This is a genomic window from Pseudomonas sp. R-28-1W-6, assembly GCF_009799925.1.
In the GTDB taxonomy this organism is placed as follows: domain Bacteria; phylum Pseudomonadota; class Gammaproteobacteria; order Pseudomonadales; family Pseudomonadaceae; genus Aquipseudomonas.
Genome location: NZ_WELK01000001.1, coordinates 1 through 23,198 on the forward strand (window position 1 = coordinate 1; position 23,198 = coordinate 23,198).

Annotated in this window: 21 protein-coding genes; 6 read left to right on the plus strand and 15 right to left on the minus strand. The window is 68.5% G+C overall.

The window, feature by feature from the left end; all coding sequences use genetic code 11:
* The 10 genes from F3I62_RS00005 to bioB all read right to left on the minus strand — a co-directional run.
* A partial coding sequence (locus F3I62_RS00005; RefSeq protein WP_160487648.1) for an acyl-CoA dehydrogenase family protein occupies nt 1-1,315 on the minus strand: 1,315 nt, incomplete at its 3' end.
* A gap of 162 nt (nt 1,316-1,477) precedes the next feature.
* A complete protein-coding gene (locus F3I62_RS00010) occupies nt 1,478-2,770 on the minus strand; it encodes a GGDEF domain-containing protein (protein ID WP_160487649.1) in 1,293 nt (430 codons plus the stop codon).
* 201 nt (nt 2,771-2,971) lie between these two features.
* Nucleotides 2,972-4,777, minus strand: coding sequence for a phenylacyl-CoA dehydrogenase (locus F3I62_RS00015; protein ID WP_160487650.1), 1,806 nt, complete (start codon nt 4,775-4,777; stop codon nt 2,972-2,974).
* A 168-nt stretch (nt 4,778-4,945) separates the two neighbouring features.
* A complete protein-coding gene (locus tag F3I62_RS00020) occupies nt 4,946-5,704 on the minus strand; it encodes a putative metalloprotease CJM1_0395 family protein (RefSeq protein WP_160487651.1) in 759 nt (252 codons plus the stop codon).
* Nucleotides 5,705-5,751: 47 nt separating this feature from the next.
* Nucleotides 5,752-6,024 carry a hypothetical protein gene (locus F3I62_RS00025; protein ID WP_160487652.1) on the minus strand — a complete coding sequence of 91 codons (273 nt, stop codon included), beginning with the start codon at nt 6,022-6,024 and terminating at the stop codon, nt 5,752-5,754.
* 94 nt (nt 6,025-6,118) lie between these two features.
* Nucleotides 6,119-6,808, minus strand: coding sequence for a dethiobiotin synthase (bioD, locus tag F3I62_RS00030; protein WP_160487653.1), 690 nt, complete (start codon nt 6,806-6,808; stop codon nt 6,119-6,121).
* Between the two features lies 1 nt (nt 6,809).
* Entirely contained in the window at nt 6,810-7,613 is an 804-nt protein-coding gene (gene bioC / locus F3I62_RS00035) for a malonyl-ACP O-methyltransferase BioC (protein ID WP_160487654.1), read from the minus strand.
* Complete coding sequence (locus F3I62_RS00040; protein ID WP_160487655.1) at nt 7,606-8,337, minus strand: alpha/beta fold hydrolase; 732 nt, start codon at nt 8,335-8,337, stop codon at nt 7,606-7,608. The genes bioC and F3I62_RS00040 overlap by 8 nt, the downstream gene beginning before the upstream one ends.
* On the minus strand, nt 8,330-9,499 hold the full coding sequence (gene bioF, locus F3I62_RS00045; protein ID WP_160487656.1) for an 8-amino-7-oxononanoate synthase: 1,170 nt from the start codon (nt 9,497-9,499) through the stop codon (nt 8,330-8,332). Before bioF ends, F3I62_RS00040 begins: the two co-directional genes overlap by 8 nt.
* 125 nt (nt 9,500-9,624) lie before the next feature.
* Nucleotides 9,625-10,683, minus strand: a complete 1,059-nt coding sequence (gene bioB, locus F3I62_RS00050; protein ID WP_160487657.1) for a biotin synthase BioB — start codon at nt 10,681-10,683, stop codon at nt 9,625-9,627.
* A gap of 72 nt (nt 10,684-10,755) precedes the next feature.
* Between bioB and F3I62_RS00055 the strand changes: the two genes are divergently transcribed.
* From F3I62_RS00055 to rarD, 5 genes are all read left to right on the plus strand, one after another.
* Nucleotides 10,756-11,502 carry a ComF family protein gene (locus F3I62_RS00055; protein ID WP_160487658.1) on the plus strand — a complete coding sequence of 249 codons (747 nt, stop codon included), beginning with the start codon at nt 10,756-10,758 and terminating at the stop codon, nt 11,500-11,502.
* Nucleotides 11,503-11,562: 60 nt separating this feature from the next.
* Entirely contained in the window at nt 11,563-12,306 is a 744-nt protein-coding gene (gene modA, locus F3I62_RS00060; protein WP_160487659.1) for a molybdate ABC transporter substrate-binding protein, read from the plus strand.
* The gene (modB, locus tag F3I62_RS00065; RefSeq protein ID WP_160487660.1) at nt 12,293-12,982 is read left to right on the plus strand and encodes a molybdate ABC transporter permease subunit; all 690 of its coding nucleotides are present in this window, start codon (nt 12,293-12,295) and stop codon (nt 12,980-12,982) included. The genes modA and modB overlap by 14 nt, the downstream gene beginning before the upstream one ends.
* Before the next feature lie 61 nt (nt 12,983-13,043).
* Entirely contained in the window at nt 13,044-14,018 is a 975-nt protein-coding gene (locus F3I62_RS00070; RefSeq protein ID WP_160487661.1) for a serine/threonine protein kinase, read from the plus strand.
* A gap of 195 nt (nt 14,019-14,213) precedes the next feature.
* Entirely contained in the window at nt 14,214-15,107 is an 894-nt protein-coding gene (gene rarD / locus F3I62_RS00075; protein WP_160487662.1) for an EamA family transporter RarD, read from the plus strand.
* An 883-nt stretch (nt 15,108-15,990) separates the two neighbouring features.
* On the opposite strand, the gene F3I62_RS00080 is transcribed toward rarD, so the two are convergent.
* Both F3I62_RS00080 and F3I62_RS00085 read right to left on the minus strand, forming a co-directional pair.
* Entirely contained in the window at nt 15,991-16,509 is a 519-nt protein-coding gene (locus tag F3I62_RS00080) for a glycine cleavage system protein R (protein ID WP_160487663.1), read from the minus strand.
* Nucleotides 16,510-16,542: 33 nt separating this feature from the next.
* Nucleotides 16,543-17,001 (minus strand): N-acetyltransferase, encoded by a 459-nt coding sequence (locus F3I62_RS00085; protein ID WP_160487664.1) that lies wholly within the window; start codon nt 16,999-17,001, stop codon nt 16,543-16,545.
* A 175-nt stretch (nt 17,002-17,176) separates the two neighbouring features.
* Between F3I62_RS00085 and F3I62_RS00090 the strand changes: the two genes are divergently transcribed.
* Nucleotides 17,177-19,354, plus strand: a complete 2,178-nt coding sequence (locus F3I62_RS00090; RefSeq protein WP_160487665.1) for a malate synthase G — start codon at nt 17,177-17,179, stop codon at nt 19,352-19,354.
* A gap of 173 nt (nt 19,355-19,527) precedes the next feature.
* Here the strand turns inward: F3I62_RS00090 and F3I62_RS00095 are convergent, their stop codons facing one another.
* The 3 genes from F3I62_RS00095 to F3I62_RS00105 all read right to left on the minus strand — a co-directional run bounded on the left by F3I62_RS00095 (nt 19,528) and on the right by F3I62_RS00105 (nt 23,191).
* On the minus strand, nt 19,528-20,238 hold the full coding sequence (locus F3I62_RS00095; protein WP_160487666.1) for a transporter substrate-binding domain-containing protein: 711 nt from the start codon (nt 20,236-20,238) through the stop codon (nt 19,528-19,530).
* Nucleotides 20,225-21,904, minus strand: coding sequence for an ABC transporter substrate-binding protein (locus F3I62_RS00100; RefSeq protein ID WP_160487667.1), 1,680 nt, complete (start codon nt 21,902-21,904; stop codon nt 20,225-20,227). Before F3I62_RS00100 ends, F3I62_RS00095 begins: the two co-directional genes overlap by 14 nt.
* Nucleotides 21,905-22,129: 225 nt before the next feature.
* Complete coding sequence (locus F3I62_RS00105) at nt 22,130-23,191, minus strand: nitronate monooxygenase family protein (RefSeq protein WP_160487668.1); 1,062 nt, start codon at nt 23,189-23,191, stop codon at nt 22,130-22,132.
* Nucleotides 23,192-23,198: the final 7 nt, after the last annotated feature.

The window sequence follows — 23,198 nt, forward strand, 5'->3', positions numbered from 1 at the left end:
GGGTGATGCGGCAGTCGCGGATCAGCTGCTCCTGGCCCCACTCGCGGATGAAGCCATGACCGCCGAAGATCTGCTGGCCGTGCACGGTGGTTTCCAGCGCCATGTCGGTGAGGAAGGCCTTGGCCACCGGGGTCAGCAGGGCGACCAGCTCTTCCGCGCGCTTGCGGGTGGCGGCGTCTTCGCTGAACTTGGCGGTGTCCAGCTGCATCGCCACGTAGCTGGAGAAGGCACGACCGCCTTCGTTCAGCGCCTTCATGGTCAGCAGCATGCGGCGCACGTCCGGGTGCACGATGATCGGGTCGGCGGCCTTGTCCTTGGCTACCGGGCCGGTCGGCGCACGGCTCTGGATGCGGTCGCGGGCGTATTCCACGGCGTTCTGGTAGCTGCGCTCGCCCAGGGACAGGCCCTGGATACCGACGCCCAGGCGCTCGTAGTTCATCATGGTGAACATGGCCGCCAGGCCCTTGTTCGGCGCGTCGACGATCCAGCCGGTGGCGCCGTCGAAGTTCATCACGCAGGTGGCCGAGGCCTTGATGCCCATCTTGTGCTCGATCGAGCCGCAGGACAGCGAGTTCTTCTCGCCCAGCGAACCGTCGGCATTGACCATGACTTTCGGCACCAGGAACAGCGAGATGCCTTTCGGGCCGGCCGGGGCGTCCGGCAGCTTGGCCAGTACCAGGTGGATGATGTTCTCGGTCAGGTCGTGCTCGCCGCCGGTGATGAAGATCTTGGTGCCGGAAATCTTGTAGCTGCCGTCGGCCTGGGGTTCGGCCTTGGTGCGGATGATGCCCAGGTCGGTGCCGGCGTGCGGCTCGGTCAGGCACATGGAGCCGGCCCATACACCGGAATACATGTTCGGCAGGTACTTTTCCTTCAGCTCTGCGCTGGCGTGGGCGTTGATCGACAGGCAGGCGCCAGCGGTCAGCATCGGGTACAGACCGAACGACAGGTTGGCCGAGTTGACCATTTCCTCGACCTGGGCCGAGATCACCTTGGGCATGCCCATGCCGCCGAATACCGGGTCACCACCGACGCCGACCCAGCCGCCCTCGGCGTAGGTCTGGTAGGCCTGGGGGAAACCGGCCGGGGTCTTCACCGCGCCGCCTTCCCAGGAGCAGCCTTCCTCGTCACCGCTGCGGTTGAGCGGGGCGATGGTACCGGCAGTGACCTTGCCGGCTTCTTCGAGAATGGCGCTGGCGGTGTCTTCGTCCACCACTTCGGCCAGGGCCGGCAACTGGGCCCACAGCTTGGAAACTTCGAACACTTCATTGAGCACGAAGCGCATGTCGCGCAGGGGGGCTTGGTAATCAGCCATGGAGCAATCCTCGGAGGGGCCAACGGGGCGGTCTGCGGACCGCTTTTAAGGGAAACCTCAAGTTTATCCGAACAACCAATAGGGGACAAAGAGTCATCACGTGACCATTAACAAAAATAAAGTCACGCAAAAATCTTCGTTCGAACCACCGCCCGCAAGCACTCAGGCCTCGACGGTGGCCTCCTTGACCGCTCCCCGCCGGCTCTGCCCATGCGCCATCACGCAGTTGCGCCCGGCGCGCTTGGCGCCGTACAGCGCCTTGTCGGCCTCGCGAATCACTTCATCGGCGCCGCGATGGCGGGCTTCACGCTCGGCCACGCCGATGCTGATGGTCACCGACACGCTGCTGGCCGAGGCCGCGCGCCGGCGTTGGCGCCCCTGCTTGTCGTCCTGCGGGCGACTGCGCTGGTCGCGCAGCTGCAGGTTGTAGCCCTGCACCGCCTGGCGTACCGCTTCGAGGTGCGGCCGGCAGTCTTCCAGGCTCTTGCCGGGAAACACCAGGGTGAACTCCTCGCCGCCGTAGCGGTAGGCCTTGCCGCCCCCGCCGATCTTGCGCAGCTGGCTGGCCACCAGGCGCAGCACCTGGTCGCCGACATCGTGGCCATGGGTGTCGTTGAAGGCCTTGAAGTGGTCGACATCGGCCATGGCCAGCACGTAGCTACGCCCCAGGCGCTCCAGCCGGTCATTCAGCGCGCGGCGTCCGGGCAGCCCGGTCAGTTCGTCGCGAAAGGCCATCTGGTAGGCCTCGTGCGCCACCGCGGCAACCAGCATGAGCATCACCAGGCTGCTGATCACCTGCAGCGCATGGGGCTGGCTGAAGGTCTTCGGCAACATCCACAGCAGGCCGAACAGGCCGCACAGGGCGGCGGCATGCAGCGGCCTGGGCTGGCGCAGGTACTGCACCAGCAACAGCACCACGGCCAGGGCGAACAGCGGGTAGGCCAGCTGCACCAGGCTCATCCACTGGCCATGCAGCAGCGGCCAATGGACTTCCGCCAGCCAGCCCTGCAGGGCCTGGGGAAAGCGCTGGGCCAGGGCCACGGCCACCCCGCCCACCGCCAGCAGCACGGCGGCGCGCGCCACCAGGTCCTGCAGCAGGTGGCTGCGCTCGCGCCAGGCGGCGAACAGGCCGTAGAGCAACGGCAGCAGCAGGCTGCACAGGTGGAACACCAGAGCGGCGTCCTCGCGCACCTGGCCATGCCGGCGGAAGTAGTCGGTCTGGGTGTCGAGCAGGAAATAGCACAGGTACACCACCACCAGCAGCGACAGCTCGCGCTGGCGGCTGTAGACCACGCAGAAGGCGCCGCCGAGCAGCAACAGCAAGGTCGGCAGGACATTGAACAGCGACAGGAAGAACTCGTTGAGCACCGCCAGGTGCGCCGTCAGCGCGCCGCCGAGCAACAGCAGCAGGGGCAGCAGGAAATGACTGAAACGAACGGCGGCCAGACGGAACACGGCAATCTCCAGTGCGCACGGCACTGCAACGGGATGCGCCATTCTGCCTGCGCGCGAGGATTCCGGCAGCAGCCCAGCGCGCATTTTGCGACACGCGCCGAGCCCGGGAGGCGGTTCGATTGCGGCCGTGGCGGTAAACCCAAGGCAAAAAAAAACCGCGACCCGAGGGCCGCGGTTTTTCTGACCTGAGGTCGGAAGGGCTTAGTAGCCCAGGTCGAAGTGGGCTTCGTCCATTTCCATCAGGTTGCCTGCGCCGGACAGCATGGCTTCGACGTGCGCGCGGGTACGCGGCAGGATACGCGCGAAGTAGAAGCGCGCGGTCTGCAGCTTGGCCTTGTAGAAGGCTTCGTCGGCGGTGCCGGCAGCGATCTTCTCGGCAGCCAGGCGGGCCATGTCGGCCCAGAAGTAGGCCAGGCAGGCGTAACCGGAGTACATCAGGTAGTCCACCGAGGCGGCACCGACTTCTTCGCGGTCCTTCATCGCGGCCATGCCCACTTTCATGGTCAGGTCGCCCCACTCCTTGTTCAGCTTGGCCAGCGGCTCGACCAGGCCCTTGATGGCCTCGTTGGCTTCGTTGGTCTGGCAGAACTTGTGCACGATCTTGGTGAAGCCTTTCAGCGCTTCGCCCTGGGTCATCAGCACTTTACGACCCAGCAGGTCGAGGGCCTGAACGCCGGTGGTGCCTTCGTACAGCATGGAGATACGGCTGTCGCGAACGTTCTGCTCCATGCCCCACTCGGCGATGAAGCCGTGGCCGCCATAGATCTGTACGCCATGGTTGGCCGCTTCGAAGCCGACTTCGGTCATGAACGCCTTGGCGATCGGAGTGAGGAAGGCCAGCATCGCGTCGGCGGCTTTCTTCTCTTCTTCGTTCTGGCTGTACTTGACGATGTCGACCTGCTTGGCGGTGAAGTACACCATGGCGCGGTTGCCTTCGGCGAAGGCCTTCATGGTCAGCAGCATGCGACGCACGTCCGGGTGGACGATGATCGGGTCAGCGGCCTTGTCCGGCGCTTTCGGGCCAGTCAGGGAGCGCATCTGCAGACGCTCGCGAGCGTACTTCAGGCCGCCCTGGAAGCCGATTTCGGCGTGGGCCAGACCTTGCAGAGCAGTACCCAGGCGGGCAGTGTTCATGAAGGTGAACATGCAGTTCAGGCCTTTGTTCGCCGGGCCGATCAGGTAACCGGTGGCGCCGTCGAAGTTCATCACGCAGGTGGCGTTGCCGTGGATGCCCATCTTGTGCTCGAGCGAGCCGCAGGAAACGGCGTTGCGCGAACCCACGGAGCCATCGGCGTTGACGTTGAACTTCGGCACGATGAACAGGGAGATGCCTTTGGTGCCTTGCGGCGCGTCGGGCAGGCGGGCCAGCACGATGTGGACGATGTTGTCCGACATGTCGTGTTCGCCGGCGGAGATGAAGATCTTGGTGCCAGACACCTTGTACGAGCCGTCAGCCTGCGGCTCGGCCTTGGTGCGCAGCATGCCCAGGTCGGTACCGCAGTGCGGCTCGGTCAGGCACATGGTGCCGGTCCACTCGCCGGATACCAGCTTGGTCAGGTAGGTGTGCTTCTGCTCGTCGGTGCCGTGCTCGGCCAGAGTGTTCATCGCACCGTGCGACAGGCCCGGGTACATGCCCCAGGACCAGTTGGACTCGCCAACCATTTCGCTGATGGCCAGACCCAGGGATTCCGGCAGGCCTTGGCCACCGTGATCAACGTCGTGGGCCAGGGAGGGCCAGCCGCCTTCGACGAACTGCTTGTAGGCTTCCTTGAAGCCGGTCGGGGTCTTCACGCCTTCCGGGGACCAGGTGCAACCTTCCAGGTCACCCACACGATTGAGGGGGGCGATTACCTGCTCGCAGAACTTGGCGCCTTCTTCCAGAATGGCGTCAACCATGTCCGGGGTGGCGTCTTGGCAGCCAGGCAGGCTCTGATAGTGCGCTTCGTAGCCGAGCAGTTCGTCGCGAACGAAGCGGATATCACGCAAGGGGGCCTTGTACTCAGGCATAGCGGTAAACCTCTACGGTGGATTCCTTAGTTTTTGGTGACCGGAGCAATCACGGTCGTCTGCGGGATTTCTCCCATAGCCCGGCAGCCATGAGCTGGCGCAGCAATCAAACAGGCGTTTGAAACATACGTTTACGCCCCACCCTTGTCAAGCACCCGCCAGCACCGTTCAGGCCAGCAGATCGACCGCCGCGACCGGCTCCTGCAACTGGGCCAGATTGCGGTATAGCTCAAGACTAGGCGTAGATGGCGGGGGCTGCTGCGTGGCCGGCGGTTGCTCGCCCTCGGCCGCTTCGGCTGCCTTGCGCTGCTCGGCGCTCAGGCGCCGCTCCTCGCGGGCGGCGAGCGCCTCCTCGCGGCGCATCTCGGCCAGTTCGACGCGCGCCTGGCTGGCTTGGGCCTGAGCCTGGGCCGCTACGCGGCGGTCCTGGGCGGACGGCTCGGCCGGGGCCAGCGCGGCACGCTGGACCACCTCCATCTTGCGCAGGGTGGCTTGCGGGTCGCCGGGGATCGGGCTGACGTCGATGCCCACCTCGCCACCGACCACGTAGGTCTTGCCGTCCGGGCCGCGCTTGTAGCTGTAGCTCGGCGCCCCGGCGTAGGCGCCGCCGACGGCGGCATGCGCCTGCTCATGGCTGCGCACCTCGCGGTCGCGGCTGGCCAGGCTGGCGATCTGCTGCTGTTCCTGGCGCAACTGCTCGGCCTGCGCAGCCGGGCGTTCGGTAGCGCGGCCTGGGGACTGGTCATCCGCTTCGCGCGGGGAAGCCTGGCCGCCTGCATCAGCGGCCTGGGCGGGAATGACGGGCGCCTGGTCGGCACGCATCAGGTCGGGGGAAGACGGTCCGGCGGGGTCGCCGGGCACAAGGGGTCTGGCCGGCAGGGCAGACGGCGAAGGCGCGACATGGAACGCGGCGCTGCCGATCTGCATACAAGCCCTCCTCACTCCCTACGCGGGGTGAGACTAGGTGCGCCGGCTCAGGCGCGGGTATCGATCAAGGTGCCGAGCACTTCATCGGCGGTTTCGACCACTCGGGCACCCGCCTGCGCCTCGAGCTTGCCCACGGTCAGGGCGATCAGGTTCTCGGCCAGCTCGGCCTGGGTGCTGCGCTCGCTGCCAGGCGTCGGTGCCGCCTGCTGGGCCTGGGGCAGCGTGGCGCCAGCGATGCCGGCAGCCGCCTGGTCGACCCGGCGCTGGCCCGCCTGGATGGCGCCGAGCCCGGAGCTGAAGGCGCTGGTGGAGATTTCCATACCGCAGTTCCCCTTGGGGACGGACACATGGCATCAAGTGAAGCAGAAAATGTTCATTCCCTGCACACAAAAAAGCCGCTGGCCGACCAACTGTTCATATCGGCAGGTCCAGCGGCGCCAGCTGCAGGTGGGCCGCCACCGCCGCCGCGCTCGCTCGCGGCAGGCGCGGCACCCGTCCCAGGCACGGCGCCGGCAGGCGTTCGGCGAGGGTCGCGAGGTTGTCTTCCAGGCGTGCGGTCTGCGGGTCGAGGATGTTCGCCACCCAGCCGGCCAGGACCAGGCCATCGCGAGCGATCGCCTCGGCCGTCAGCAGCGCATGACTGATGCAGCCCAGGCGCACGCCGACCACCAGGATCACCGGCAGGCCCAGGGCGACGGGCAGGTCGGACAGGCTGGCCTGCCCCGCCAGCGGCACCCGCCAGCCACCGGCGCCTTCGACCAGGGTGAAGTCGGCGCCCTGGTCGAGGATGTGCCGCACCGGCCCGAGCAGCGCGTCGACACTCAGCTCGATGCCCGCCTCGCGCGCCGCCAGGTGCGGGGCGATGGGCGGGGCGAAGGCCAGCGGATTGACCTCGGCATAGCTCAACGGCAGCGAGCACTCGGCGAGCAGGGCCAGGGCATCGCTGTTGCGCAGCCCCGCGGCCGTCGCCTCGCAGCCGGAAGCCACCGGCTTGGCCGCCGCCGTGCTGAGGCCCGCCAGCCGCGCCGCATGCAGCAGGCCGGCGGCGATGGTGGTCTTGCCGGCGTCGGTATCGGTACCGGTGACGAAGAACGCCCTGCCCATCTCAGGCCTCCTTTTGCAGCACGCCGTAGACCACCTGGTAGGTGGCCGGCAGGCCCTGCGCCTGGCGGAAGCTCTCGTAGGCCGCGACCAGCGCGCGAATCCGCGCCCGTCCGGTCAGGCCGCCGGGGCGCCCGGGGTTGAGGTTGTGCGCACCGAGCGCCTTGAGTTCGTCGGTCAGCTGGCGCAGATCGCCGAAATGCAGGCAGTGCGCCTGGCGCTCCAGGGTCAGCAGGCGCAGGCCGCTGGCCGCGCACCGCTGCTGGTACTCGGCGAAGCGGCGGAAATGGTTGACGTGGACGAAGCCGTCCACCGCCTGCCAGCTGTCGCGCAGCTCCTGCAGGGTACCGACGCACAGGCTGGTGAAGGCCAGCACGCCGCCGGGGCGCAGTGCTCGGTGGGCCTCGGCCAGCACCGCGGCGAAATCCGCGCACCACTGCACGGCCAGGCTGGAATAGATCAGGTCGACACAACCGTCGCGCAGCGGCAGGCGCTCGGCATCGCCGACGATGTAGCGCTGCGCGCCGCCGAGCGGCCGGGCATGGCGCAGCATGCCTTCGGCCAGGTCCACGGCCAGCCCTTCGGCCGCCGGGAAGCGCGCCGCCAGCACCCGGCTGAAATGCCCGGTGCCGCTGCCCAGGTCGAGCCAGCGCTGCGGCGCCAGCTGCACCGGCAGGCGCGCCAGCAGCTCGATGCCCACGGCGCGCTGCAGGGCGGCGACGCTGTCGTAACTCTCGGCCGCGCGGGAGAAGGAGGCGGCGACCCGGCGCTTGTCCGGCAGGCCGCTCTGTTCGTGCCAGTCAGTCATCGCCGGCCTCGCTGAGGAATGCCAGGATCGCCGCCGCCACTTCATGGGGGCGCTCCAGCACGAAGGCATGGCTGACATCCTCGATCAGGCCGACTTCGATATCCGGCTGCAGCGCCAGCAGATCACCGGCCACCTCGGCCGGCACCAGGGCATCGGCGCCGGCCAGCAGGTGCAGCTGCGGCCCGGCGAAACGCTGGAGGGCGCTGCGCCCGTCGAAATTGCCGAGCACCTCGAGGCCGGCCAGCAGCACCTCGGGCGCCAGCTGCGGCGCCGCAGCCTGCAGCTGGCGGGCCAGGTCGCGGGCGGTGGCGGCGCCCTGGCTGCAGAGCAGGCTGAAGCGCTTGCGGGTGGCGCGCGGGTCCTGCCGGCAGGCGTCGACGAAGGCGTTGAAGGTCGCCTCGGGCATGCCGTGCGGCCAGTCGGCGCCGGCGACGAAACAGGGGTTGCTGGCCAGGGTCAGCAGGCCGCGGCAACGCTCGCCGCGCAGCGCCGCCAGCTCGCTGGCGAGCATGCCGCCCAGCGACCAGCCGCCCAGCCAGGTGTACTCAGGCAGGCGCTCGTCCAGCTCCAGCAGCCAGTCGCGCGGCTCGCCACTACTCAGCTCGGGCAGCGGCTCGATGTCTACCTGCAGTTGCGGGGCCAGGCCGCGCAGGGCCTCGACCAGCACTTCCAGGGGCAGGCTGCCGAGGCCCCAGCCGGGCAGCAGGATCAGTTGTTCACGCATGGTCGTGTACCTGCGGCCAGCATTCGGCCAGGGCGTCGAGCAGTTGTTCCAGCTGCGCCTCGCTGTGCGCCGCGGACAGGGTCACCCGCAGGCGGGCGCTGCCGGCCGGCACGGTGGGCGGACGGATGGCGCCGACCAGCAGGCCGCGCGCCTTCAACAGTGCAGAAAGCTTGAGCGCACGCTCGCTGTCACCGATCAGGATCGGCTGGATCGGCGTCGGGCTGTCCATCAGGGTCAGGCCGATCTCGGCCGCGCCCTGGCGGAAGCGCGCAATCAACGTGTTCAGGTGTTCGCGGCGCCAGCCTTCCGTACGCAGCAGCTCCAGGCTCTTCAGGGTGGCGCAGGCCACCGCCGGCGGCTGGCTGGTGGTGTAGATGTAGGGCCGGGCGAACTGGATCAGCGTCTCGATCAGTTCCTCGCTGCCGGCGACGAAGGCCCCGGCCGTGCCGAAGGCCTTGCCCAGGGTGCCGACCAGCACCTGCACATCGTCCAGACCCAGGCCGAAGTGCTCGACTATGCCGCCGCCCGTGGCGCCCAGCGGGCCGAAGCCATGGGCATCGTCGACCATCACCCAGGCCTGCTTCTGCTTCGCCGCGGCGCACAGCGCCGGCAGGTCGGCCAGGTCGCCGTCCATGCTGAACACCCCGTCAGTGACCACCAGGGTGTTGCCCGTGGCCTTCTGCAGGCGGCTGGCCAGGCTGGCGGCGTCGTTGTGCAGGTAGCGGGAGAAGCGCGCCCCGGACAGCAGCCCGGCATCCAGCAGGGAGGCGTGGTTGATGCGGTCTTCCAGCACCGTGTCGCCCTGGCCGACCAGGGCGGTGACGGCAGCGAGATTGGCCATGTAGCCGGTGGAGAACAGCAGCGCGCGCGGGCGCCCGGTGAACTCGGCCAGGGCCTCTTCCAGCTGGTGGTGCGGGGTGCTGTGGCCGATCACCAGGTGCGAGGCGCCGCCGCCGACGCCCCACTGCTGCGCGCCCTGCTGCATCGCCCGGATCACCTCGGGATGGTTGGCCAGGCCCAGGTAGTCGTTGGAGCAGAAGGCCAGCAACGGGCGGCCGTCGACCACCACCTCGGGGCCTTGCGGGCTGTCCAACAGCGGGCGCTGGCGATAGAGGTGAGCGGCGCGACGCTCGGCGAGGCGGGTGGCGAGATCGAATGTCATGGGCACGGGTACCGGCAATCGGTGGATAACCGCAAGCGAGTTATCCACCCTACGGAGAGGTCAGGTTCTGCGTAGGGTGGATCGGGGCGCGCAGCTGGCGCTTTATCCATCCACCAAACGGAGCCTCAGGCCGAAGTGGCGTCGTAGAACAGCTTGGAATCGCGCTGCTCGACCAGGGCCTGCTCGATGGCCGCCTGGTGCACTTCGTCGGCGTGCTCCTCGCGCTCTTCCGGCTTGATGCCGAGGCGCTTGAACAGCTGCATGTCCTTGTCGGCCTGCGGGTTCTTGGTGGTCAGCAGCTTCTCGCCGTAGAAGATCGAGTTGGCGCCAGCCATGAAGGCCAGGGCCTGCATCTGCTCGTTCATCGCCTCGCGCCCGGCGGACAGGCGCACGTGGGATTTCGGCATCATGATCCGCGCCACGGCGAGCATGCGGATGAAGTCGAACGGATCGACGTCCTGCTCCTCGGCCAGCGGCGTGCCCTTGACCTTGACCAGCATGTTGATCGGCACGCTTTCCGGGTGCTCCGGCAGGTTGGCCAGCTGGATCAGCAGCCCGGCGCGATCGTCCAGCGACTCGCCCATGCCGAGGATGCCGCCGGAGCAGATCTTCATCCCCGCCTCGCGCACGTAAGCCAGGGTCTGCAGGCGCTCGCTGTAGGTGCGGGTGGTGATGATGTTGCCGTAGAACTCCGGCGAGGTATCCAGGTTGTGGTTGTAGTAGTCGAGGCCGGCCTCGGCCAGGGCGCGGGTCTGCTCCTGGTCGAGCTTGCCCAGGGTCATGCAGGTTTCCAGGCCGAGTTTCTTCACGCCCTCGACCATCTTCAGCACGTAGGGCATGTCCTTGGCCGACGGGTGCTTCCACGCCGCGCCCATGCAGAAGCGGGTGGAACCGATGGCCTTGGCCTCGGCAGCGGCCTCCAGCACCTTCTGCACTTCCATCAGCTTTTCCTTGTCCAGGCCGGTGTTGTAGTGGCCGGACTGCGGGCAGTACTTGCAGTCTTCCGGGCAGGCGCCGGTCTTGATCGACAGCAGGGTCGAGACCTGCACGCGGTTGGCGTCGAAATGCGCGCGGTGCACGGTCTGGGCCTGGAACAGCAGGTCGTTGAACGGCTGTTCGAACAGGGCCTTGACCTCGGCGAGGCTCCAGTCGTGGCGGGTGACGGAAGAAAGGCTGGCACTCATCGGGGGTATTCCTTATTCGTTGGCTGCTAGGCTGGTCGCAACACGGCTGTTCGGCATCGTCAGGGAAGGACCATGCGCTGTCAACCACACCAGGACAACCAGGTTTACATCTGGACAAAAAACAAACAAATCTGCCTGCTCTGCGACGAAACGGCCGACACCGAGCACAGCCTGTGCAGCGCCTGCGAGGGCGAGCTGCCCTGGCTCGGCGGGCATTGCCAGGTCTGCGCCCTGCCGCTGCCGGCCGCCGGGCTGGTCTGCGGCGAATGCCTGAAGCGGCCACCGGCTTTTGCGCGAGTGGAGGCGCCGTGGCGCTACGCCTTCCCGGTCGACAGCCTGATCACCCGCTTCAAGCATCGCGGCAACTGGCCAGTGGGACGCCTGCTGGCCGGCCTGCTGTCACATCATCTGCTGCATGCCTATGCCGAAGGCCAGCCGCGCCCCGACGCGCTGCTGGCCGTGCCCCTGAGCCGCCAGCGCCTGCGCCAGCGCGGCTTCAACCAGGCGGAGATGCTTGCCGACTGGCTGGGCGCCAGCCTCGCCCTGGCCACGCAGAAGCACTGGCTGCTGCGCCCACAGGACACCGCGCACCAGCAGGAACTGGATGCCGCCGCACGCAAGCGCAACCTGCGCCGCGCCTTCGCCCTCGACGAGCGGGCCGCGGTGCAGGGCCGGCACCTGGCGCTGGTCGACGACGTGCTGACCACCGGCGCCACCGCCGAGGCCATCGCCCGCCTGCTGCGCCAGGCCGGCGCGGCGCGGGTGGACATCTACTGCCTGGCGCGCACGCCCAAGCCCGGCGACCTGGCTGGCGGATAGCCGGCCGCCCCGGTTGTCCGCTACTCTCGGCCTCCTAGCTCTCCGGCCCGGATCAGCCACATGCGCCTGCCGCTCGTCTTCCCGCTCCTTGCCCTGCTCGCCGGCACCAGCCTGGCGGCTGCCGAACCCGTGCGCATCGCCGTGGCCGCCAACCTGTTGCCTGTGATGGAACGGATCGCCGCGCAGTACCAGCAACAGGGCGGCAACCCGGTGCAGGTGATCGGCGGCTCCAGCGGCGCCTTCTTCGAGCAGATCCGCCGTGGCGCGCCTTTCGACCTGTTCTATTCGGCCGATGCCGAGCGCCCGGAGCAGCTGGCCGCCGCGGGCACCGGCGCCGCCGTGCGCACCTATGCCTGCGGCCGCCTGGCGCTCTGGACGCCGCGGACCGCGCCCAGGCTGGACGCCCTGCCCGCCGGCAAGATCGCCCTCGCCCAACCGGCCACCGCGCCCTACGGCAAGGCCGCGCAGCAGGCCCTGCAGCGCAGCGGCCAGTGGCCGAGCCTGCAGGCGCGACTGGTCTACGGCCAGGACATCGGCCAGGCCTTCCAGTTCGTCGACAGCGGGCACGCCCCCGGCGGCTTCGTCGCCCTCAGCCAGCTGACCGCGGCCGGGATTCCGCCCACCCAGTACAGCCTGGTCGACGCCAGCCTCTACGAGCCGCTGGTACAGAAGCGGGTGCTGCTGGCCAGGGGCGAGCGCCAGGCGAACGCCGAGGCCTTCCTGGCGTTCTTCGACGCCCAGCGCGACACCCTGCAATCCGCGGGCTATGCCCTGCCCGGCGAGGCCGACTGTGCTACTGAGTGACAACGACTGGCAGGCCCTGGCGATCACCCTGCGCCTGGCCGCGGTGTCCACCGCCCTGCTGCTGCTGATCGGCGTGCCGCTGGCGGCCTGGCGCGTGCGCCGGCAGACGCGCCTGCGCCAGGTGCTGGACGCCGTGCTGGCCTTGCCGCTGGTGCTGCCGCCGACCGTGCTGGGCTTCTACCTACTGGTGCTGTTCGCCCCGCAGACCCAGCTCGGCGCCGGCTGGCAGTGGCTCACCGGGCACGGCCTGGCCTTCAGCTTCAGCGGCCTGGTGCTGGGCTCGGTGATCTACTCGCTGCCCTTCGTGGTGCAGCCGCTGACCGTGGCCTTCCGCGAGATCCCGGCGAGCCTGCTGGAGGCCGCCGCCAGCCTCGGCGCCAATCGCTGGGAGCGCCTGCGCTGGGTGGTCATGCCGTTGTTGCGGCGCGGCCTGCTGGTCGCCGCGACGCTCGGCTTCGCCCACACCCTCGGCGAATTCGGCGTGGTGATGATGCTCGGCGGCAGCATCCCCGGCGAGACCCAGGTGGTCTCCATCGCCCTGTTCCAGCACGTCGAAGCGCTGCGCTACGCCGAGGCCCACCGCCTGGCGGCCTGCCTGCTGGGCCTGTCGTTCCTCCTGCTGCTGCTGGTCTACGGCCTCGGCGACCCGCGCCGCAGCGCGGCGCTGCGCGTCTGAACCGTTCCCCGCCAACCCGGCCAATAGGGCTAGACTAGGCGCCCACCGAACGGAGCCGCCCATGTCCCATCCCTTTGCCACCCTCACCCCCGACCTGGTGCTGGATGCCGTGGAGAGCCTCGGTTACCTCAGCGACGCCCGCGTGCTGGCGCTGAACAGCTACGAGAACCGCGTCTACCAGGTCGGCATCGAGGACGACACGCCGCTGATCGCCAAGTTCTACCGGCCGGGACGCTGGAGCGATGCGGCGATCCGCGAGGAGCATGCCTTCAGCGCCGAGCTGGCCGACTGCGAAATCCCGGTGGTGGCGCCCCTGGTGCTGGGTGGCGAGACCCTGTTCGAGCACGCCGGCTTCCGCTTCGCCCTGTTCCCGCGGCGCGGCGGCCGCGCCCCGGAGCCGGGCAACCTGGACCAGCTGTATCGCCTCGGCCAGCTGCTCGGGCGCCTGCACGCGGTCGGCGCCAGCCGCCCGTTCGCCCACCGCGAGGCGCTCGGCGTGCAGAACTTCGGCCACGACTCGCTGGCCACCCTGCTCGACGGCAACTTCATCCCGCGCAGCCTGCTGCCGGCCTACGAGTCGGTGGCGCGCGACCTGCTGGGGCGCCTCGACCAGCTGTTCGCCGGCGTGCGCTACACGCCGATCCGCCTGCACGGCGACTGCCACCCGGGCAACCTGCTGTGCCGCGACGACAGCTTCCATATCGTCGACCTCGACGACTGCCGCATGGGCCCGGCGGTGCAGGACATCTGGATGATGCTCGCCGGCGAACGCCACGAGCGCCTCGGCCAGCTGGCCGAACTGGTCGACGGCTACAACGAGTTCCACGACTTCGCCAGCCGCGAGCTGCCGCTGATCGAAGGCCTGCGCGCCCTGCGCCTGATGCATCACAGCGCCTGGATCGCCCGGCGCTGGGACGACCCGGCCTTCCCCCGGGCCTTCCCCTGGTTCGCCAACGAACGCTATTGGGGCGACCAGATTCTGGTGCTGCGCGAACAGCTGGCAGCGCTGGATGAAGAGCCGCTGAAGCTGTTCTGAGCCGTGGATTGCGCCGTGCGCACCGATAACCGCGCGCAGGCCACTGCTGCGCACGGCAGGTACACGCCCCGAGCGTAAAGAAAGCCTGACGGCAATCGCCACGGCGACCAGCCGAACAAAGCTGAACGACCAGACAAGCTCGCCGCGCCCCACTAGAATCGCTGGCTTAGTTAGCTGCCTAACCAAGGATTCCACATGGCCACCGCCAACCCGCAGCGCGGGTACCTGCTGGGCATCATCGCCTACACCATCTGGGGCCTGTTCCCGCTGTACTTCAAGGCCCTGCAGAGCGTGCCGGCGCTGGAGATCATCGTCCACCGCGCGCTATGGTCGGCGCTGTTCGGTGCCGCCCTGCTGCTGGCGTGGAAACATCCGGGCTGGCTGCGCGAACTGCGCAGCAACCCCAAACGCCTGGGCGTGCTGGCGCTCAGCGGCCTGCTGATCGCCAGCAACTGGCTGGTCTACGTGTGGGCGGTGAACAACGGGCGCATGCTCGAAGCCAGCCTGGGCTACTACATCAACCCGCTGATCAACGTGCTGCTCGGCCTGCTGCTGCTCGGCGAACGCCTGCGCCGCCTGCAGTGGCTGGCCGTGGCCCTGGCCGCGCTGGGCGTGCTGCAGCAGCTGTGGCAGGTCGGCAGCCTGCCCTGGGTGTCGCTGGTGCTGGCGCTGACCTTCGGTTTCTACGGCCTGATCCGCAAGCAGGCGCCGGTGGCCGCCCTGCCCGGCCTGGTGGTGGAAACCTGGCTGCTGCTGCCGCTGGCCCTCGGCTGGCTGCTCTGGCACCCGCAGGCGATGAGCACCCAGGCGGCGTTCTGGACCGGCAGCGAGGCGCTGTGGCTGATCGCGGCCGGGCCGATCACCCTGGTGCCGCTGCTGTGCTTCAACGCCGCCGCGCGCCATCTGCCCTACACCACCCTGGGCTTCCTGCAGTACCTGGCGCCGACCCTGGTGATGCTGCAGGCGATCTTCCTGTTCGGCGAGCACTTCGACCCGAGCAAGCTGCTGGCCTTCATCTGCATCTGGGCCGGCCTGGCCCTGTACAGCCTGGATATCTGGCTGAGCCTGCGCCGCCGGCAGGCGGCCTGAGCTTCGCTGAAACCCTAGGGTGCGCCGCGCGCACCCAGTTCACTGGCATGGCCGGCGGTGCGCACGGCGCACCCTACGAGGCGTAGCCTGAAACCGGCCTGTGGACGAACATTGCGCCTGTACAGAAAACAACCAAACGCTCACACCCCGCGCCACGCCTGGCGCAGCGCCGATCATCCCCGCCTTATCCACAGAAGCATCCCCGGCCTTTGTGCACAAGCCGTTGAATCTGCTCGTTTTTCAGCCGATCCCCGGCAACCCTGACGCGACTAGGGCGGGCGCCGCGACTCCCCAGCTTATCCACAGCTCTTTCCCCACTGATCGGGGATATCCACCGCCCCGCCATCCGCCGCCCTGCTCGCCAGGGCCGCACGGACGCGCATCGGACCCAGCCATCACGCCCCCTGCACAGAAATCAACCAGCGCCCGCCAGGCCATGGCGGCCGTGGCCTGCCGACAGCTGCCCCGAGCTTATCCACAGAAGCATCCCCGGCATTTGTGCACAAGGCGCGGCGCCCTGGCGGTTTTCTGAACACAGCCGGCCAGGCCAGGCAGGCCGTGGCCTGGCGCATTAGCCTCCCAGCTTGTACACAGAATCATCCACGGCTTTCGGGGATATCCGCCGGCTGGCAGGCACCTGTCCCCCGCAGCCCCGCGCGCCAGCCGGCGCTTGCGCAGAAATCAGCCAATCGGCGCCAGGCCACGGCGCCCCTGGCCTGGCGCCAGGCATCCCGAGCTTATCCACAGAAGCATCCCCGCGCTTTGTGCACAATCGGTGAAAACTGCCGGTTTTTTAGCCATTCAACGAAAAGCCCCGGGGCACTAGCCAGTGCGCCGGGGCTCCCCAGTTTATCCACAGCACCATCCCCGTGATTCGGGGATATCAGGTCTCGGTGCGCAGGTTCAGCTCCACCATCAGGTCGTCGGCGAGGTTTTCCAGCTTGTCGCGCAGCAGGTCGAGGGACAGCGTCAGCGGCACCGCCAGCAGCGCTTCGGCGTGGAACAGCGGCTCGCTGCTCATCGGTGCCGGCTTGACCTCGGTGGTCAGGCTTTCCAGGTTGACCCCCTGCTCGGCGAGCAGGCGGGTGATGTCGCGGACGATGCCCGGTCGGTCGTTGCCGACCAGGTCGAGCAGGATCGGCTTCCAGGTGCAGGACGGCTCGATGCCGCTTTCCGCCAGCAGCACGCGAATGCCGAAGGCGCCGAGGCCCTGCAGACCCTCGACCAGTTCGTCATAGCCTTCCGCCGGCACGGCCACGCGCAGGATCCCGGCGAACTGCCCGGCCATGCGCGACATGCGGCTCTCCAGCCAGTTGCCGCCATGGGCGGCGATGCACTGGGCGATACGTTCGACCAGGCCCGGTTGGTCCGGGGCGATTACGGTGAGTACCAGATGATCCATGGCAAGCCTCTTCGTCATTGTCTGGGGTATAGCTCAAACACCCTGGCCAGGCAGGCCCAGCCAGTAGGTATAGAACAGCTCGTCGCGCACGTAACCGAGTTTCTCGTAGAGCGCCTGGCCGGCCAGGTTGGTTTTCGCCGTTTCCAGTTGCAGGCCGCAGGCTCCGCTCGCCTCGGCGTGGGCCCGGGCGGCCTGCATCAGCGCCTCGGCCACGCCCTGGCGGCGTGCCTGCGGGGCCACGTAGAGATCACTGAGCAGCCAGGCCGGGGCCATGCTCAGCGAGGCGAACAGCGGATAGAGCTGGACGAAGCCCCGCGCCACGCCCTGCTCGTCGCGGGCGATGAACAGCGTCGAGTCGCCCTGTTGCAGGCGCCCGCCGAGGAACTTGGCGATCTCGCCCGGTGCCCGCGGCACCTGGTAAAACTGCAGATAAGCGCCGAACAGACCGACCAGCTCATCCAGGTCATTGACTCCAGCACGCACGACAGTCATCGGCCTCTCCCTTCCTTGCTTGATGTCCGCAGTATAGCCCTGGGCCGCCGCCGCCCGGCAGGCGCTGACAGGCTGTGACTGATTTTTTCCCGCGAGTCATGTAGTATCCCGCGGCTCGTACTACATGGCCGTCCGGCCCGGATTTAGAGCTGTCTGGAATCAAGTGAGGCAAGCAATGACTGAGCGCGTTCAAGTCGGTGGCCTGCAGGTCGCCAAAGCCCTTTACGACTTCATCAACAATGAAGCCATCCCCGGTACCGGCATCGCTGCCGACAAGTTCTGGGCTGGCGCCGAAGCCGTGATCAACGATCTGGCCCCGAAAAACCGCGCCCTGCTGGCCAAACGTGACGAACTGCAGGCCCAGATCGACGCCTGGCACCAGGCGCGCAAAGGCCAGGCGCACGACGCCGCCGCCTACAAGGCCTTCCTCCAGGAAATCGGCTATCTGCTGCCGGAGCCGGCCGACTTCCAGGCCACCACGCAGAACGTCGACGAAGAAATCGCCCGCCTGGCCGGCCCGCAGCTGGTAGTCCCGGTGATGAACGCGCGTTTCGCCCTGAACGCCTCCAACGCCCGCTGGGGCTCGCTGTACGACGCGCTGTACGGCACCGACGTGATCAGCGAAGAAAACGGCGCCGAGAAAGGCAAGGGCTACAACAAGGTCCGTGGCGACAAGGTCATCGCCTTCGCCCGCGCGTTCCTCGACGAAGCCGCGCCGCTGGAAGGCGCGTCCCACGTCGACGCCACTGCTTATGTAGTGAAGAACGGCCAACTGGCCGTGAGCCTGAAGAACGGCAGCAGCACCGGCCTGAAGAACGCCGCCCAGTTCATCGCCTTCCAGGGCGACGCCGCCAAGCCGGTCGCCGTGCTGCTCAAGCACAACGGCCTGCACTTCGAAATCCAGATCGACGCCAACAGCCCGGTCGGCCAGACCGACGCCGCTGGCGTCAAAGACGTGCTGATGGAAGCCGCGCTGACCACCATCATGGACTGCGAAGACTCCGTCGCCGCCGTCGATGCCGACGACAAGGTCATCGTCTACCGCAACTGGCTGGGCCTGATGAAAGGCGACCTGGCCGAAGAAGTAGCCAAGGGCGGCCAGACCTTCACCCGCACCATGAACCCGGACCGCGTCTACACCAAGGCCGACGGTAGCGAGCTGACCCTGCACGGCCGCAGCCTGCTGTTCGTGCGCAACGTCGGCCACCTGATGACCAACCCGGCGATCCTCGATGCCCAGGGCAACGAGATTCCGGAAGGCATCCAGGACGCGCTGTTCACCAGCCTGATCGCCATCCACAACCTGAATGGCAACACCAGCCGCAAGAACACCCGCACCGGCTCCGTGTACATCGTCAAGCCGAAGATGCACGGCCCGGAAGAAGTCGCCTTCACCACCGAGATCTTCGGTCGCGTCGAAGACGTGCTGGGCCTGCCGCGCAACACCCTGAAAGTCGGCATCATGGACGAAGAGCGCCGCACCACCGTCAACCTGAAAGCCTGCATCAAGGCCGCCAGCGAGCGCGTGGTGTTCATCAACACCGGCTTCCTCGACCGTACCGGTGACGAAATCCACACCTCCATGGAAGCCGGCGCCGTGGTGCGCAAGGCCGCCATGAAATCCGAGAAGTGGATCAGCGCCTACGAGAACTGGAACGTCGACATCGGCCTGGCCACCGGCCTGCAGGGTCGCGCCCAGATCGGCAAAGGCATGTGGGCCATGCCCGACCTGATGGCCGGCATGCTCGAGCAGAAGATCGCCCACCCGCTGGCCGGCGCCAACACCGCCTGGGTACCGTCGCCGACCGCCGCCGCGCTGCACGCCCTGCACTACCACAAGGTCGACGTGTTCGCCCGTCAGGCCGAACTGGCCAAGCGCGAGCGCGCTTCGCTGGACGACATCCTGAGCATCCCGCTGGCACCGAACACCAACTGGACCCCGGAAGAAATCCAGAACGAACTGGACAACAACTCCCAGGGCATCCTCGGCTACGTGGTGCGCTGGATCGACCAGGGCGTCGGCTGCTCCAAGGTGCCGGACATCAACGACGTCGGCCTGATGGAAGACCGCGCCACCCTGCGCATCTCCAGCCAGCTGCTGGCCAACTGGCTGCGTCATGGCATCGTCAGCGAAGCGCAGATCGTCGAGAGCCTCAAGCGCATGGCGCCGGTGGTTGACCGGCAGAACGCCAACGACCCGCTGTACCGTCCGCTGGCGCCGAACTTCGACAGCAACATCGCCTTCCAGGCCGCCCTGGAACTGGTGGTCGAAGGCACCAAGCAGCCGAACGGCTACACCGAGCCGGTCCTGCACCGCCGCCGCCGCGAGTTCAAGGCCGCTAACGGTCTGTAATTCGCCGCTGCAGTGAAAAAGCCGCCCTCCGGGGCGGTTTTTTTATGCTTGCGGCCCGCTGACGTGCTGCGCCGCCGGGCTTCGCTGCGCCAAACGGGGCAAGAGCCTGGCCGGTACGGCGGCCAAAAAAGGCGGCCAGCCCAGGATGCACCCTGCACCGCCGCACTGCAGCACTAGTCCAGGCTCACCCCATGCTGGCGGTACAGCGCCTGCACCCAGCCCTCGCGGTACATCTGCTGCAAGGTTGCCTGCAGGTGCTGCAGCAGCGCCGGGTCGAGCTGCGGATGGCAGGCGATGTCTTCCATCAGGGTGAGAAACGGCAGCACCTCGCGGGGCGCCGGATTGGCCGCCAGCGCATGCACCACCGCCGCGCTGGTGGCCCACAGCCGCGCACGGCTGCGCTGCAGCATGCTCAGGTTGAGCGATTCCTTGTTCGAATAGAGCACGTCGAGCCCCACGCCCTGCAGGTAGTCGCCGGCGCCCGAGCCCTGGTGGCTGAGGATGCGCAGGCCCCGCGCCTGTTCCAGGCTGTCCAGCTGCAGCGGGTCATCGGCCTTGGCATACAGGCCCAGGCGCGAGATCAGCAGCGGGCCGATCCAGGCATAGTGGGGCTCGCGCTCCTGGCGGCGCTCGACCAGCAAGACGCAGCTGTTGGGCTCCTGCTGCACCTTGAGCAGGGCCCGCTGCAGCGGCAGGAAACTCAGGCGGTAGGAGCTGCCCGCGCGGCGAAACAGCTCGCGGGTCAGTTCCGGCACCAGCCCGGCGCCCTGGCCGTCGGCCGTCTGCTGCACCAGCGGCGGCCGCTCCCAGGCGAACAGCTGTACCTCGGCGGCCCGCACCGGCAGGCCGAGCAGGCACAGCACCAGCAGGCTAATCCCACGCACGCAATGCCTCCTGGTAGTTCAGGGTACGTCCCGGCGGGTGCTCGTCGGCCAGTTGCGGCCAGGGCGCGCCCGGCTGCAGCAGCCAGTGCTGGACACCCTGTTCGGCATTCAGCCGCGGTGCACAGGGATGCTGCTGGCGCCGGCCGACCGCCAGCAGATGGCGGTCGAAGGCCTCGGCCAGGTTGTGCAGGGCCTGCGCCGCGCTGAGCTGGCCGCTGACCGCCGGATGCAGCTGGCGCCACCACAGGCTGGCCATGCCGCTGTAGTCCGGCACATTGGCCCCGGTCGGCGTCCAGCGCCGCGCCGCCCGGCTGCGATAGAACTCGACCAGGCCGCCCAGGCGCGGCGCCTCGGCGAGCAGGGCCGGCGAGTCCAGGTCGGAACGGCGGATCGGCGTCAGCCCGACCAGGGTCTTGCGCAGCGACACGCTCTTGGCGGTGACGAACTGCGCGTACAGCCAGGCGGCCTGGCGCTGGCGCAGCGGGGTATGTTTCAGCAGGGTCCAGGCGCCGACATCCTGGTAGCCGGACTTCATGCCGTCCTGCCAGTAGGCGCCGCGCGGCGACGGCGCCACCCGCCATCTGGGCTTGCCCTGGGCATCCACCACCGGGCTGCCGGGCCTGGTGTAGTCGGTGGTGAACGCGGTGTACCAGAAGATCTGCTGCGCCACCTGACCCTGGGCGGCGAAATTGCCGGCCTGGTTGAAGCTCATCCGCTGCGCCTGCGGCGGCGCATAGCGCTTGAGCCAGTCGATGTACTGCTGCAGCGCGTAGACCGCCGCCGGGCTGTCCAGGGCGCCGCCGCGCCGGGTGCTGGCGCCGGCCGGGCGGCAGCCCTCGACACGGATGCCCCAGTCGTCCACCGGCAGACCGTTGGGCAGGCCGAGGTCGGCCACCCCGGCCATGCCCAGCCAGGCATCGGACAGGCGCCAGCCCAGCGAGGGGTCGAAGCCGCCGTAATCCATGTGGCCGTAGACGCGCTGGCCGTCGATCTCGCCCACCTGCTCGCTGAAGAAGGCGGCGATGTCGGCGTAGGCCGACCAGTTCTGCGGCACGTCCAGCTCGTAGCCGTAGCGCTCGCGGAAGGCCTGGCGCAACTCGGGGCGCTCGAACCAGTCCTGGCGGTACCAGTAGAGGTTGGCGAACTGCTGGTCCGGCAGTTGGTAGAGCTTGCCATCGGGGGCGGTGACGAAGGGCAGACCGATGAAGTCGGCGAGGTCGAGGGTCGGCGAGGTGACGCCGGCGCCCTCGCCGGCCATGAAATCGGATAGCGCCAGTACCTGGTCGTCGCGAAAGTGCTGGCCGAGCAGGTCGCTGTCGCTGACATAGGCGTCGTACAGCGGCAGGCCGCTCTGCTGTTGGGTGCGCAGCTTGTTGACCAGATCGTCCTCGCCGCTGACCTCGTGGATCACGCGGATGCCGGTGAGCCGGCCGAACAGCGGCGCCAGCACGCTGGCCTCGTACCAGTGGGTAGGGATCTGCTCGGCGATGACGCGCACCTGCACGCCGGCGAACGGCTGGCCGGCGGCGGCGAACCAGGCCAGCTCGGCGCGCTGCTCGGCGGCCGCCAAGGTGCTCGGCTGCAGCTCGGCCATGGCCTCCTGCACGGGGTCGGCGGCATGCGTGGCAGCACTCAGCCATAAGCCAAGCCACATCGCGACGCGCATTCGGCACTCCTTCTTCTTATGGCTTCCATACTAGTGCGTCGCACATCGCCCGTCCTGCGGGCCGCAGCCGAAACTGCAGCGAAAGGGCACTTTACCGCCATTTCCACGCAGGATAGCCCTTAACCGGCGACGGCCTCGCGCACCGCAGCCCGCTTGCTCGGCCGGCTGCGGTTACGAAAAAGCCGGCGGCTCCCCCCGCCGGCTTTACTCGTGAGCGCCACGGCCTCATCCCTCGGCGTGCAGCTCCGCCACCAGTACCGCCAGCAGCTCCGCCGCCGGCAGTTCGCGGGCCAGCGGCGCGCCCTGGCCGGCCCACTGGGCGGCGAAGTCGTGGCAGCCCTGGGCCGCGGCGACCGCCTGCAGTGCCTTGGTCGCATCGTAGGTGTAGGAGTAGCCGGGCAGCGCCGGCGCGCCCGGGCCGCCGACCTCGCTGAAGATGCGGTTGGGCAGGCCGCGCGCCGGGCGCCCGGACATGGCCGTGGTGATCTGCGTGCGGTAGGCCTTCTCGCCCTTCAGCGCCGCGCGGTAGGCGGCGTTGGCCGCGGATTCCGGGCACAGGACGAACGCCGTGCCCATCTGCACCGCCAGCGCTCCGAGGGCCAGGGCGGCCCTGATCCCGGCGCCGTCCATGATGCCGCCGGCGGCGATCACCGGCAGCGTGCCGCGCTGCACCAGCAGGCGCACCAGGGCCAGGGTGCCGATGCCCGGATCGCCCTGTTCCGGCAGGAACAGGCCGCGGTGGCCGCCGGCCTCGATGCCCTGCGCCACCAGCCCGTCGACCCCTGCCGCCTGCGCCAGCTCGGCCTCGGCCAGGCTGGTGACGCAGGCCAGCACGCGAATCCCGGCCTGTTGCAGGACTGCGATCCAGGCCGGCTCGGGCAGGCCGAAGTGAAAGCTGACCACCGCCGGGCGCTCCTCCAGCAGCATGGCCTGCATGGCCGGATCGGCGACGAAGCTCTGGTAGATGTCGCGCAGCGCGGTCGGCGGCGTGGCGTCGAACTCGGCGAAGAATGGCCGCAGATGCTCCAGCCAGCGGGCCTGCGCCGCCGGGCTGCTGGCCATCGGCCGGTGGCAGAACAGGTTGACGTTGAACGGCTTGGCGGTCAGCGCGCGCACCTCGCCGATCTGCGCGCGGGCCTGCTGCGCCGAGCTGGCCGCCACGCTGATCGAGCCCAGACCGCCGCCATTCGACACGGCGGCCGCCAGCTGCGGGGTGGATACGCCCAGCATCGGTGCCTGGATGATCGGCTGCTCGATACCGAGCCACTGCGTGACGGACTGTTGCATGCGCTTG